13 protein-coding genes are annotated in these 13,587 nt (G+C 54.2%); 6 read left to right on the top strand and 7 right to left on the bottom strand.

Annotation, left to right across the window (positions count from 1 at the left end; all coding sequences use genetic code 11):
- The first annotated feature begins 59 nt into the window (after positions 1 to 59).
- Positions 60 to 3,173, top strand: a complete 3,114-nt coding sequence (gene acrD, locus ACUY4Q_RS06590; protein WP_458046259.1) for a multidrug efflux RND transporter permease AcrD — start codon at positions 60 to 62, stop codon at positions 3,171 to 3,173.
- A 107-nt stretch (positions 3,174 to 3,280) separates the two neighbouring features.
- Here the strand turns inward: acrD and ypfM are convergent, their stop codons facing one another.
- Entirely contained in the window at positions 3,281 to 3,340 is a 60-nt protein-coding gene (ypfM, locus tag ACUY4Q_RS06585; protein WP_100181659.1) for a protein YpfM, read from the bottom strand.
- A 496-nt stretch (positions 3,341 to 3,836) separates the two neighbouring features.
- On the opposite strand from ypfM, the gene ACUY4Q_RS06580 reads away from it, so the two are divergent.
- From ACUY4Q_RS06580 to ACUY4Q_RS06570, 3 genes are read left to right on the top strand one after another with little or no spacing between them, the layout of a single operon-like run.
- Positions 3,837 to 4,193, top strand: coding sequence for an ArsC family reductase (locus tag ACUY4Q_RS06580; protein WP_458046258.1), 357 nt, complete (start codon positions 3,837 to 3,839; stop codon positions 4,191 to 4,193).
- A 3-nt stretch (positions 4,194 to 4,196) separates the two neighbouring features.
- Positions 4,197 to 5,324, top strand: coding sequence for a succinyl-diaminopimelate desuccinylase (dapE, locus tag ACUY4Q_RS06575; protein WP_458046257.1), 1,128 nt, complete (start codon positions 4,197 to 4,199; stop codon positions 5,322 to 5,324).
- Between the two features lie 12 nt (positions 5,325 to 5,336).
- Positions 5,337 to 5,534: a YpfN family protein gene (locus ACUY4Q_RS06570; protein ID WP_458046256.1), complete on the top strand. Its 198-nt coding sequence runs from the start codon at positions 5,337 to 5,339 to the stop codon at positions 5,532 to 5,534.
- Positions 5,535 to 5,584: 50 nt separating this feature from the next.
- Here the strand turns inward: ACUY4Q_RS06570 and ypfH are convergent, their stop codons facing one another.
- The 6 genes from ypfH to dapA all read right to left on the bottom strand — a co-directional run bounded on the left by ypfH (position 5,585) and on the right by dapA (position 12,131).
- Positions 5,585 to 6,280, bottom strand: a complete 696-nt coding sequence (ypfH, locus tag ACUY4Q_RS06565) for an esterase (RefSeq protein WP_458046255.1) — start codon at positions 6,278 to 6,280, stop codon at positions 5,585 to 5,587.
- 77 nt (positions 6,281 to 6,357) lie between these two features.
- Complete coding sequence (locus ACUY4Q_RS06560; RefSeq protein WP_458046254.1) at positions 6,358 to 8,370, bottom strand: tRNA(Met) cytidine acetyltransferase TmcA; 2,013 nt, start codon at positions 8,368 to 8,370, stop codon at positions 6,358 to 6,360.
- Between the two features lie 20 nt (positions 8,371 to 8,390).
- Positions 8,391 to 9,254, bottom strand: coding sequence for a KPN_02809 family neutral zinc metallopeptidase (gene ypfJ / locus ACUY4Q_RS06555; protein WP_458046253.1), 864 nt, complete (start codon positions 9,252 to 9,254; stop codon positions 8,391 to 8,393).
- 126 nt (positions 9,255 to 9,380) lie between these two features.
- Positions 9,381 to 10,094 carry a phosphoribosylaminoimidazolesuccinocarboxamide synthase gene (gene purC, locus ACUY4Q_RS06550; protein ID WP_458046252.1) on the bottom strand — a complete coding sequence of 238 codons (714 nt, stop codon included), beginning with the start codon at positions 10,092 to 10,094 and terminating at the stop codon, positions 9,381 to 9,383.
- Positions 10,095 to 10,201: 107 nt separating this feature from the next.
- Positions 10,202 to 11,236 carry an outer membrane protein assembly factor BamC gene (bamC, locus tag ACUY4Q_RS06545; RefSeq protein ID WP_458046251.1) on the bottom strand — a complete coding sequence of 345 codons (1,035 nt, stop codon included), beginning with the start codon at positions 11,234 to 11,236 and terminating at the stop codon, positions 10,202 to 10,204.
- Positions 11,237 to 11,252: 16 nt separating this feature from the next.
- Positions 11,253 to 12,131, bottom strand: a complete 879-nt coding sequence (gene dapA / locus ACUY4Q_RS06540) for a 4-hydroxy-tetrahydrodipicolinate synthase (protein ID WP_458046250.1) — start codon at positions 12,129 to 12,131, stop codon at positions 11,253 to 11,255.
- A gap of 146 nt (positions 12,132 to 12,277) precedes the next feature.
- Between dapA and ACUY4Q_RS06535 the strand changes: the two genes are divergently transcribed.
- Together ACUY4Q_RS06535 and bcp are read left to right on the top strand one after the other, a co-directional pair.
- A complete protein-coding gene (locus tag ACUY4Q_RS06535) occupies positions 12,278 to 12,850 on the top strand; it encodes a glycine cleavage system transcriptional repressor (RefSeq protein ID WP_458046249.1) in 573 nt (190 codons plus the stop codon).
- Positions 12,850 to 13,320, top strand: a complete 471-nt coding sequence (gene bcp, locus ACUY4Q_RS06530; protein WP_458046248.1) for a thioredoxin-dependent thiol peroxidase — start codon at positions 12,850 to 12,852, stop codon at positions 13,318 to 13,320. The genes ACUY4Q_RS06535 and bcp overlap by 1 nt, the downstream gene beginning before the upstream one ends.
- Positions 13,321 to 13,587: the final 267 nt, after the last annotated feature.

Below are 13,587 nucleotides of genomic sequence, written 5' to 3'. Positions count from 1 at the left end.
TACAGTGGTTCAGGCAATGTCAAAATAATGTAGCGCCACAAAACGAGGTCTTATTTCTGATGGCGAATTTTTTTATTGATCGCCCCATTTTCGCGTGGGTGCTGGCGATCCTGATCTGTCTTACCGGGACCTTAGCCATTGTTTCCCTCCCCGTTGAGCAATACCCTGACCTGGCACCACCGAACGTTCGCATTACCGCCAACTACCCTGGCGCCTCGGCTCAAACGCTGGAAAATACCGTCACTCAGGTTATCGAACAGAATATGACTGGCCTCGATAATCTTATGTACATGTCCTCACAGAGCAGCAGTACCGGTCAGGCTACCGTCACCCTCAGCTTCACGGCAGGTACGGACCCTGACGAGGCCGTCCAGCAGGTGCAAAACCAGCTGCAATCGGCCCTGCGAAAACTGCCCCAGGCGGTACAAACCCAGGGGGTGACGGTGCGTAAAACCGGCGACACCAATATTTTGACCATCGCCTTTGTTTCTACCGATGGCTCGATGGATAAGCAGGATATCGCCGATTACGTCGCCAGTAATATTCAGGACCCGCTCAGCCGTGTGAACGGTGTGGGGGATATCGACGCCTATGGGTCGCAATATTCGATGCGTATCTGGCTCGATCCCGCGAAGCTGAATAGCGTACAGATGACCACCAGCGATGTGACTTCGGCGATAAAATCGCAGAATGCGCAGATTGCGGTTGGTCAGCTAGGGGGCACACCTTCCGTCGACAGGCAGGCGCTGAATGCCAGCATCAACTCCCAGTCATTGCTACAGACCCCTGAACAGTTCCGCGCGATCACCTTGCGAGTGAATCAGGACGGCTCAGAGGTGAAGCTGGGTGATGTGGCCACTATTGAGATGGGCGCTGAAAAATACGATTACCTCAGTCGCTTTAACGGAAAGGCTGCTTCCGGTCTGGGGGTTAAACTGGCCTCTGGCGCAAACGAGATGGAAACGGCAAAGCGGGTTATTAGCCGACTCGATGAGCTGGCAAACTACTTCCCGCACGGCCTGGAGTACAAGGTCGCTTACGAGACCACGTCCTTCGTCAAAGAGTCCATTATTGATGTCGTGAAAACGCTGCTCGAAGCTATCGCGCTGGTCTTCCTGGTGATGTATCTCTTCTTGCAGAATTTCCGCGCCACCCTCATCCCCACTATCGCCGTGCCGGTGGTCCTGTTAGGCACCTTTGCCGTGCTCTACGGCTTTGGCTACAGCATTAACACGCTGACCATGTTTGCGATGGTGCTGGCAATCGGTCTTCTGGTGGACGACGCCATTGTGGTGGTGGAAAACGTCGAACGTATTATGAGCGAAGAAGGCCTGTCACCCAGAGAAGCCACGCGCAAATCGATGGGGCAGATTCAGGGCGCGCTGGTCGGGATTGCGATGGTCCTCTCCGCCGTCTTCATTCCAATGGCCTTCTTCGGCGGGACAACCGGGGCCATTTACCGTCAGTTCTCTATCACCATTGTTGCGGCAATGGTCCTCTCGGTCCTTGTGGCCATGATCCTTACCCCTGCGCTCTGCGCCACCTTGTTAAAACCCCTGCACAAAGGGGAACACCATGGTGAAAAGGGCTTCTTCGGCGCCTTCAACCGCTGGTTTAACCGCAACGCCGATCGCTATGAACGCGGTGTGGCTAAAATTCTTCACCGTAGCCTGCGCTGGATCCTGCTTTATGTGCTGTTGCTGGGGGCGATGGTGGTTCTGTTCCTGCGTTTACCCACCTCCTTCTTACCGCAGGAAGACCGCGGGATGTTCATCACCTCCGTCCAACTGCCGGGGGGCGCAACCCAACAGCAGACGCTCAAAGTGGTGCAAAAGGTGGAGGATTATTTCTTCAAACATGAGAAGGATAATGTGTCATCGGTGTTCGCCACCGTGGGTTCCGGGCCGGGAGGTAACGGTCAGAACGTTGCCCGTATGTTCGTCCGCCTGAAGGACTGGGAAGCGCGTGATCCCACTAACGGCAGTTCATTTGCCATTATTGAACGTGCCACCAAAGCCTTCCGCAATATCAACGAGGCGCGGGTCTTTGCCAACAACCCGGCGGCAATCAGCGGGCTGGGCAGCTCTGCCGGATTTGATATGGAACTGCAGGATCATGCGGGTGCCGGACATGATGCTCTGATGGCGGCCCGCGATAAACTTCTTGCGCTGGCAGACAGCGACAGCACGCTCACGCGGGTGCGGCACAATGGTCTTGATGACAGCCCGCAACTGCAAATCGATATTGACCAGCGCAAAGCTCAGGCGTTAGGTGTGTCGATTGATGACATCAATGACACCCTGCAAACCGCCTGGGGTTCAAGCTATGTGAATGACTTTATGGACCGGGGCCGCGTGAAGAAGGTTTACGTTCAGTCCGCCGCCAAATACCGTATGCTGCCGAGCGACATCAATCTCTGGTACGTGCGCAACAGCAACGGTGGCATGGTGCCTTTCTCCGCCTTTGCCTCCTCGCACTGGGAAACCGGTTCACCTCGTCTTGAACGTTATAACGGCTATGCCGCACTCGAAATTGTGGGAGAGGCGGCACCAGGTATCAGTACCGGGACGGCCATGGATACCATGGAAAAGCTGGTGCATCAGATCCCCGGCGGTTTTGGGCTGGAGTGGACCGCAATGTCCTACCAGGAGCGACTGTCCGGTTCGCAGGCACCCGCGCTGTATGCCATTTCGCTGCTGGTGGTGTTCCTCTGTCTGGCTGCACTGTATGAGAGCTGGTCAGTACCCTTCTCGGTGATGCTGGTGGTGCCGCTGGGGGTCATAGGCGCACTGTTAGCCACCTGGATGCGTGGTCTGGAAAACGACGTCTATTTCCAGGTTGGCTTACTCACCGTTATAGGGCTATCAGCGAAAAACGCGATTCTTATCGTGGAGTTTGCGAACGAAATGAATGCGAAGGGCCATGATTTGCTGTCGGCCACGCTTCACGCCTGTCGCCAGCGTCTGCGCCCGATTTTGATGACCTCGCTGGCCTTTGTTTTCGGCGTGCTGCCAATGGTGACCAGCTCCGGGGCCGGGTCGGGTAGCCAACACGCGGTGGGCACCGGGGTGATGGGGGGGATGATCTCTGCCACTGTGCTGGCCATATTCTTTGTCCCGCTCTTCTTTGTGCTGGTCAGACGGCGCTTCCCGCTTAAAGAACCGCAGAAGTAACAGACATTAAAAAAGGCGACCTGCATTGCGGGTCGCCTTTTTACTGCGTGATGATATTCACACTTTTATCGTTTTAAGCACTCACTGCTTTATGATTCTTCTGGACGTTATTTACGAAGCATGCCTTCGATAAAATCTTTCCAGTTCCCCAGTTCATGTTCAATCATAACTACCTCTCTTATTATTGTGCGTATTCTACGAGAACCCGACATTGCTGTGAAGATATTTTCGCCAATTACTTTGATTGGCGTCTCGTCATATCCGCGTCGATGAAATAATTATGCAGCAGCGTTGAAATATTTAATGTGATGAGCAGCAACATTTTGAAACACCATCTGTAAGCCCTATGAATACAAGGCTGGCGTTGTTTAGCGGGCAGAGGGAAAGTGACGTCATGGTGAAAGATAATGCGTTATTTTACCATTTGGTAAAATAATTGTTTATTAATCCGGCAATATTAAACGCCATCAGGCCGCTATTCCTGTAATTGTTTTCCCGTCAGACTCGCACGCTAGTACATATTTCTGATAGCAGAATTCCTCATTGTTTCTTAATAAGTGAAGATATCATTACCCTGCAAATGATATTATGCGGCATTACTTTTTTTTACGATTATTCTAATATTCTGGGCAATTAACCGAAATTAAGACAAAAGGATTCACCATGCATAGGCTTTACGGCATCAAAAACTGCGATACGATCAAAAAGGCACGGCGCTGGCTTGATGACCATCAGGTCGAATACCGTTTTCACGACTACCGCGTCGATGGACTTGATGCAGAATTATTGCATACATTTATCGATGCACTGGGCTGGGAAGCGTTGCTCAATACCCGTGGAACCACCTGGCGTAAGCTGGATGAATCAGTACGCTCTGGCATCAATAATGCGCAATCTGCCGCCAGTCTGATGCTAGAAATGCCGGCAATCATCAAACGCCCATTGCTCTGCGCGCCCGGTAAGCCTATGCTGCTGGGTTTCAATGAATCCAGTTACGAGAAGTTTATCAACGAGGTGTAGTTTATGTCGTGCCCGGTTATTGAGCTGACGCAGCAGCTTATTCGTCGCCCTTCTCTGAGTCCCGATGACGCAGGATGCCAGGCGTTAATGATTGAACGCCTGAAAGCTATCGGTTTTACCATTGAACCGATGAACTTTGGCGACACGCAAAACTTCTGGGCATGGCGCGGTCAGGGCGAGACCCTGGCCTTTGCGGGCCACACTGATGTTGTGCCTGCGGGTGACGCCGATCGCTGGATCAATCCCCCTTTTGAACCCACGATTCGCGACGGCATGTTATTTGGCCGTGGCGCAGCGGATATGAAAGGCTCGCTGGCCGCGATGGTCGTGGCCGCAGAGCGCTTTGTTGCCGCCCACCCTAACCATAAAGGCCGTCTTGCGTTTCTGATTACCTCTGATGAAGAAGCCAGCGCAGCCAATGGCACGGTAAAAGTGGTCGACGCGCTGATGGCACGTAACGAGCGCCTCGATTACTGCCTGGTGGGCGAGCCGTCGAGCACCGAAGTGGTGGGTGACGTGGTGAAAAATGGTCGTCGTGGTTCACTGACCTGTAACCTGACCATTCATGGCGTACAGGGCCATGTTGCCTACCCACATCTCGCGGATAACCCGGTTCACCGCGCCGCGCCTATGCTTAATGAGCTGGTGGCTATCGAGTGGGACAAGGGGAACGAATATTTCCCGCCAACCAGCATGCAAATTGCCAATATACAAGCGGGAACCGGCAGCAATAACGTGATTCCCGGCGATCTCTATGTGCAGTTCAATTTCCGCTTCAGTACCGAGCTGACGGACGAGATGATCAAAGCGCGCGTGGCGGCACTGATGGAAAAACACCAGTTACGCTACACCATCGACTGGTGGCTTTCAGGTCAGCCCTTCCTCACCGGGCGCGGCAAGCTGGTGGATGCAGTGGTCAAGTCCATTGCGCACTATAATGAGATCAAGCCGCAGTTGCTCACCACCGGTGGCACCTCTGATGGGCGCTTTATTGCCCGTATGGGCGCACAGGTGGTGGAACTGGGTCCGGTTAATGCCACCATTCATAAAATCAATGAATGTGTGAATGCCGCCGACCTGCAACTGCTGGCCCGGATGTATCAACGCATTATGGAAAACATCATCGCCTGACGGGGAGGAAGCATGGACTGGCTATCGAAGTATTGGTGGATTTTAGTATTGGTCTTTTTAGTGGGCGTCGTGCTGAACGTGATTAAAGACCTCAAGCGCGTCGATCATAAAAAATTTCTCGCCAACAAGCCCGATCTTCCACCACATCGTGACTTTAACGACAAGTGGGATGATGAAGACGACTGGCCGAAGAAAGATCAGAAGAAATAATCGTGCACCTTTGTTGACCCGGTGAGCTTAGCGCCACCGGGCTAACAGATTTAGAGCATTTCAATAATATCGTCGTCGTTGGGTCTGCTCCCACTCAGCGCTTCATCAAAGTAGTGCTTAGGGACCGTAAAACGCAGATGATCGAGCGCCAGCTGCATGCTGCGATCGTCAATCGCGTGGCCTAAATCCTCTACGATGTCCAGCGTCACGTCCCCCCCGGCTTGTAACAACGCGTCCTGCGCCGCCACCGCGTGAGCCAGATCGATAACACTGTCCTCGCCACCGTGAATCAGATGAATCGTGGTCGCTGATGAGACTTTTGTCGGCAGGCTGGCATAACGCCCGTTGAAGGCTATAACCCTGGATGCGAGCTCAGGCTGTGCCTTCAGGCTCTCCAGCGACATAATCGATCCCTGAGAGAATCCCACCAGTGCGGTGGCCAGCGGCCCCACACCGCTCTGCTGCTGCCAGTAACGTACGGTGTCGATGAACACCGGCATGATAGCGTCAATGCGCGCCTGGCGATTCTCTTCCGTCACGCCCTGCACGGAAAACCACTGCCGCCCATTCGGCCCGCAAGGCTCAACGCCCCCGACGCTGACAATTAACGCCTCCGGAAACAATGGCGCAAACCAGCTGGCAATATTGCCCATATTCACCGGGTTATCGCCCACGCCATGAAAGAACAGCAGGAGTTGTTTCGCGGCGTTGTCCGGTTTTTGCACAATAAAATGGTCATGTTTCATGGCGGTCTCCTTCATTTGTTGAGAGCAGTGTACGCCGGGGAAGAATAATGACCATGACATTTAACTGAATGAGTTAGTTAAAAAAATTGCAGCTGTTGCACCCATTTCTTCAGCCGATCTGCGCGATCGTTATCAAGATAAGCGAGCGCTGAGGCCGTTTCCTGACGCAACATCAGCAGCACCGCTTTACGCCCGGACAGGCCAAACTGAACGGAAATGTCATGGTCATTGCGCCGTTCGTTAAGTTTTGTGCGAATCCCAGGAAGGGGCAAATCAATGTGTAACAGCAAGCGGCCCAGCGCACCGACGGCGGCTGAAAGAGGACGATGCGCGAACGCAAACCCGCTAAGTTCGAGCCAGTCTTCATCATTCAACAAACTATCCGGCGCAGCCGGCAGTGGCAGGGGCTGCGTTTGCCACGCCTCAAGCCAGGGAAGATCACGCGCCAGCCGGCGTTGTTCGTGGGCCACCAGCCCCTGCCCGGCGTCGGTTAACGGCAGTAATGCCATTGCGGTAAAACACCCGCTGCTGGCCTCACGATGGCTTCCCAGCCGCACCAGTTGAAAACCACACTGCTGCCAGAAGCGCCACAGCTCTGGGGTATAGCCAAAACTGACGGAGAGATAATCATACCCATCGCTGTGTGTGTAAGCATGGTGTATCAGAGCCTGCCCCAGCCCTTCACGCTGACGGTAAGGATGAACGGCAATGCGGCTTACGCGCAGGCCACGCAACACCGCCGCATCCGGGCTTCCACCGTGCGCCGCCAGTGACTGCGCCACCAGATTACCCCGTGGTCGGCGAAAACCGCCCCATATCGCCAGACTGAGTTCGCGGGATAACCCGCCCTCCTCCACCAGCCACAGGCCTGCCAGAATGTCGGTTGCGGTGGCCGTCAGCCAAAAATGCTGCCCGGAGGCGTCCATCATCCGCCGCAGATCCAGCGGCGAGGTGCGGTAGTGAGCACTGGCAAGCAGGCGGTAGAGTGCTGTGGGAAGAGCCGGGTTATCTCGCCAGTCGTCCTGGGCCACCGACTGAATATGCCCCTCACCGACTGGCGTTATCGGGGCAAGCTGCTCATCGAACAGTAAGACATCGCTGACAAAAGCCTCAAGGGGGCACCCGGCGGCCCAGCGCAGCGGGGTATGTAACTGGCGGTGCATCAGAGGGGAAAACCGGGCGCAGAACTTGAGCATAAACCCCTGACCGGTGCCTTCATAACCCTGTACCGTGGTGGTTAAAAGCACACGGGAAAAGGCGCTGACAAGCCTGTGCAGAAGCGGTCCTGGGATAGCCGCCGCTTCGTCCACAATCAGCCAGTCAGGCAGCGTGGTATCTGGCATCGAAATCTGCTGCAGTAGCGTATCGGGCGCCACAAAGGTGATGTCCCCGGCATAGCGGGCAAGCACATCCGTTGAGGCGCGCGACGGCGCGGTTACAACGGCGTTGCCCTGCAAACGGGCGACATGCATGCCGGCCAAAGCAGACTTTCCTCTTCCACGCGGCGCGGTGACCACCATGACGCCGGGCGGCATTGCGGAAAGCGCATTGAGAATGTCCGCCTGCTCGCGCTCGGGAGCGCCCGTCGCGGCATGCCACGCAGGACGAGAAGTGGTAACGGGCAGGGATACCGGCTTTCCCTGTTGCCAGATAAGTACGTCGTCGTTCTGGCGTAATTTCTGACAAAAATAGTCGCTAAAGCGAGGCGTGGCGACAGGGTCAGGCGTGTCGCACCAACGACAGCTGTCCGCATCAGGGCGCTGTGACCACTCCACTAAGGGCGGGGTGAGCAACACCAGCCAGCTTCCCGGCTTCAGTGTCCCGCTAAGGGCAGCAAAAGCTGCCACATCGAACCCCCGGCGGGCATCCAGCACGCCGTGGGTGAATTCTCGCCCCAGTAGCGTGGTCAATGCCGCAGGCGCACAGTGCAGGCCTTCGGTAGCCTCTCCGACCCATAGCCAGTCGCCGCAAAGTGTTTCGCGCAGACGGTTGGCCTGCAAGCCGCTCCATGCGTCATCACCGGCGATAACCAGCAAGCGGCGGATCCCTTCGCGCGCCATTTGCGCGCTGAGGGTGTTCAGATGTTGCATCCCGCCCTTCCTTGCATCAATTAAAGCGCACGGCCAAAGGTATTGCACTGCGTCGGGTCGCCGCTCTCCATGCCGCGTTTAAACCAGCTATAGCGCTGCGCGGAGGTGCCATGGGTAAAGGAGTCAGGAATCACCTGCCCCTGGCTACGCTGTTGCAGACGGTCGTCGCCAATGGCCTGGGCGGCATTCAGTGCCTCTTCCAGATCGCCGGTCTCCAGCACGCCCTGTTGTTGCATGCTATGGCCCCAGACGCCGGCATAACAGTCGGCCTGCAGTTCCATACGTACGGAGAGCGCGTTGATTTGCGTCTGGCTGGCGCCCTGCTGGAGCTGTCGCACTTTGGCTTCAGTGCCCAGCAGTTTTTGCACGTGATGGCCCACTTCATGGGCAATGACATAACCCTGCGCAAAGTCGCCATCGGCCCCCAGCTTATGCTTCATCTCGTCATAAAATGAGAGATCGATATAGACTTTGCTGTCAGCCGGGCAATAGAACGGCCCCATAATGGATTGACCGGTGCCGCAGCCCGTAGAAATACGGTTACGGTACATCACCAGTTTTGGCTGTTGATATTGGCGTCCCATCTTTTCAAAGAGTTGTCCCCACGTATCTTCCGTAGTGGCAAAAATGACGCTGGTGAATTTTGCCGACTCATCTTCCTGCGGACTGATGGAACGCTGTTGCGACGAATTTTCTACCGGCTGACCGGTGATCACTCCCGTAAGGTCGACGCCGTAATAGCTGGCGACGATGACAATGACCAGCAGAACGATGCCACCCTTGCCGCGCGGCAGGCGAAAACCTGGGCCACGGCTAAAAGATCCGCCGGATTCACTGCGCCGGTCTTCCACATTGTTACTTTCTCGACGCCCTTGCCAGCGCATAAGCACCTCATTTCTTCAGCAAATAAAAGAGATCGTAGGCGGTTGCGGGCAGGATTACCATAAGAATAAGGATGCAGATAACCAGAGGATGGTGACACCCTCTGGTCAATGATGCTTTAAGCAGAATTAGTCGAGCTTGACACCCAGACGGTGAGCAACGGCTTCATAGGCTTCAATCAGGCCACCCAGGCTCTGGCGGAAACGGTCTTTGTCCATCTTGTCGAGCGTCTCTTTGTCCCACAGACGGCTGCCGTCCGGCGAAAATTCGTCGCCCAGCACCACTTCGCCTTTGAACAGACCGAACTCCAGTTTGAAATCGACGAGAATAAGCCCGGCGTCATCAAACAATTTCTTCAGCACATCGTTCGCTTTAAAGGTCAGCTCCTGCATGCGCGCCAGGTTCTCTTTGCTCACCCAGCCAAACGTTTCGCAGTAAGACTCGTTCACCATCGGATCGTGCATGGCGTCGTTCTTCAGGAACAGATCGAACAACGGCGGGTTCAGTTCGATGCCTTCTTCAATGCCCAGACGTTTAACCAGCGAGCCGGCAGCACGGTTACGAACGACGCACTCGACCGGCACCATATCCAGTTTTTTTACCAGACATTCGGTATCAGACAGCAGTGCTTCCATCTGGGTCGGGATACCCGCTTCTGCCAGTTTGCTCATAATGAAATGGTTGAACTTGTTGTTCACCATGCCCTTACGGTCGAACTGCTCAATGCGCGCGCCATCCCCTGCTGACGTATCATTGCGGAATTCGAGCACCAACAGGTCCGGGTTTTCCGTGCTGTATACGGTCTTCGCTTTGCCACGATACAACTCAGCTTGCTTTTGCATCTTTGTCACTCCAGGTGTGATGATTTAACTAAAAAAGCTATTTTACCCCGACGCACACGTTTGCGTCGATGAAATTAAAAAAGGCCGGAGCTATCCGGCCTTTACAGTTACTTGTTGAAAGCGGCCTGGAATGCGGCCACCAGGGCGTCATTCTGCGACTGCGTCAACGTATGCCCTTTCGGATCGATAAACTGGAGGCTGCTGCGGTTATCAAGATCGCCGACCTGCAGTTTATAGTCGCCGGTAGCCAGTCCTGGATCGCGTGCGCCCAGGTCACGCCATGCGCTGTCAGACAGTGACTTGTAGGTCACCGCCATGCTGCCCGTGGAACGCGTGCTGTCGGTCACTTTCATGCCCACTTTTTCAAGGGTTGCCGGCAGACGCTGCCACACCACATTGAATGGACCACGCACCACCAGCATTGGCAGGCCGGTATCGTCCGCTGCGCTCTGCACATCCATCGAGGTAACGCTACGGTTTTCAGCTGCGTTTTGTGCAGCGGTCGCCGTTTTGTCCAGACCTTCGGAGATGGCATTAAGCATCTCAGCGCTGTAGCGCTGGAGAGAAGCAGCATCAGAAACCGGTTTACCCGCTTGTTCCAGGTTTACCAGTTTGACGGTCACCGCCTGCTGATAGCCCTGCGGTTTTACCGAGATTTGATAACGGCCACGGTATTGCTGATCTTCATCGAGGCGATTCCAGTCTACCCAGTCAGTGGATAAGGTCTGGCTGGCATCATCACGTTTAGCGATAGCAAAGTTCTTCGCCTGAATCACGCTGACGACCTGCGGCCACAAATTAGCATTGCGGCCGTTTTCTACCATCAGCGTGGCGGTATCACCCGTAAACTGCGTGCGCGCCCCCGTGACCAGGGCCAACGGCTGCGCCGGTGGGCGAATATCCAGCTCTTTACCTACCGCACCGTTACCTTGCGTGACAGGAATAGTGTAATCGCCATTTTGCACCGGCAGGATCATGCCAGCAGGCGCATGAAGTTCCGCAAGCGGCGCGGCATCCAGATAGGATTCGTCACCGCTAACCTGACGCTTGTAGCGTGAATCAGAACTACAGGCCGCGAGTAACATCACAAGTGAAACACCCGCTACCTTCGCCAGGCGCGACTTCTGTACTGAGTAAGCCATCAAATCTCCCTAAACTCTACAGCAATCCGGCATGCTTAAGCGCAGAACGAACCACTTCACGACCGTTATCGGTGATCGGTGTCATCGGCAGACGCAGCGTGTCGGTTGCCACAAGCCCCAACTCCATACAAGCCCATTTCACTGGGATCGGATTGGGTTCGACAAATAGTTTGTTGTGTAATGGCATCAGACGCTTGTTAATCAGGCGCGCTTCTGCAAAATGCCCTTCTGCCGCCAGTCTGCACATATCGGCCATGTCACGCGCCGCTACGTTTGTGGTGACGGAAATCACACCGTTACCACCAAGCTGCATAAAGTCCATTGCGGTTGCATCGTCGCCGCTGAGCAGGATGAAGTCATCTGAAACCAGCTCTTTGATCTGATGAACGCGACTTAAGTTCCCGGTGGCTTCTTTAATACCGACAATATTTTTGATTTTCGCCAGACGACCCACGGTTTCAGGCAGTAAATCACAGCCTGTGCGCGACGGCACATTATACAGAATTTGTGGCAGGTCGGTGTGTTCAGCGATGGCTTTAAAATGCTGGAACAGCCCTTCTTGCGTCGGACGGTTGTAATATGGGGTGACGCTCAGACAGCCTACTACGCCGCTGTCGTTAAAACGTTGGGTCAGACTGATGGCCTCGGCGGTTGCGTTTGCCCCCGTCCCGGCGATAACCGGAATACGCCCGTCTGCCAGTTCAAGCGTCATCAGTACCACTTCGCCGTGTTCTTCATGGCTTAGGGTAGCGGATTCACCCGTCGTTCCTACAGAAACAATCGCCGATGTTCCGTTGGCGACATGGTAATCAATCAGTTTTTTAAGGCTTGGCCGACAGACTTTACCGTTATCATCCATTGGCGTAACAAGCGCGACTATACTTCCCGTGAACATGGGCCATCCTCTGTGCAAACATGAATCTCAATGTTACGTGTGGTCCTGCAAGAAAAGCAAGCGACCTTAGGGGCTTCCAGCGGTTGTATGCCGGTTTTTTTTATGCTTTCCTTATGATTATCTCAGGTTTGACAGGAAGCACCGGTTTGACAGCCTCATCACAACATTTTCTGGTTATCACTGCGCTGGGTGCCGACAGGCCAGGTATCGTTAATACCATTACCCGCCACGTCAGTAGCTGTGGCTGCAATATTGAAGATAGTCGCCTGGCGATGCTGGGAGATGAGTTCACCTTCATCATGCTCCTCTCCGGCTCATGGAATGCCATTACGCTTATTGAATCGACGCTACCGCTTAAAGGCGCAGAACTGGATTTACTGATTGTGATGAAGCGAACCGTCGCCAAACCGCGCCCGGCCCTCCCCGCCACCGTGTGGGTTCAGGTGGATGTCCCGGACTCCCCACATTTAATTGAGCGCTTCACGGCCCTGTTTGATGCGCATCAGATGAACATTGCAGAGCTGGTATCGCGAACCCAACCCAGCTCTCATGAGCATGCAGCACAGTTGTTTATTCAGATTACCGCACACAGTCCCGCGTCACAGGATGCATCAAATATTGAGCAGGCATTTAAAGCCCTATGTACAGAATTGAATGCACAGGGCAGTATTAATGTCGTCAACTATTCACAGCATGATGAACAGGATGGAGTTAAGTAATGAATCCACTGAAAGCCGGTGATATCGCACCGAAATTTAGCTTGCCGGATCAAGACGGAGAACAAGTAAATTTGGCCGACTTCCAGGGACAGCGTGTACTGGTCTATTTCTACCCGAAAGCAATGACCCCAGGCTGTACCGTGCAGGCATGCGGCCTCCGCGATAACATGGACGAGTTAAAAAAAGTCGGTGTCGAAGTCTTAGGCATCAGCACCGATAAGTCGGAAAAATTGTCCCGTTTCGCCGAAAAAGAGCTGCTCAATTTTACGCTGCTGTCCGATGAGGACCACCAGACGTGTGAACAATTTGGCGTGTGGGGTGAAAAAACCTTTATGGGGAAAACCTATGACGGGATTCATCGCACCAGCTTCCTGATTGATGCAGACGGTAAAATCGAACATGTCTTTGATGATTTCAAAACCAGCAATCACCATGACATTGTGCTGAACTGGCTTAAAGAAAACGCCTGACTAACGCATAAATCACTGCAGGGCGACCCGTCATGGGTCGTCTTTTTTGCCCTCGCTCCGCCCCAATTTTGTGATCAATATCACATTCATTGTGTCAGCTCGACACAAGTGCCGACCCTGACTTTACGCCCCCTTCCCTGACCATCAATTTTGTTCACCCCAGACGCCCGCATCCTGATATCCATTTGAATTTCATCATTTTTTAAGATTGGCACACCTTATGCTTAAGGAGGCTCAACGTTTTTTGCTTTCTTCTCAAGGAGCCGA

The sequence above is a fragment of the Phytobacter cepae genome, assembly GCF_054165735.1.
The sequence above is the reverse complement of the archived record's forward strand: the minus strand, read 5'-3'. Positions and strand labels throughout refer to the sequence as shown.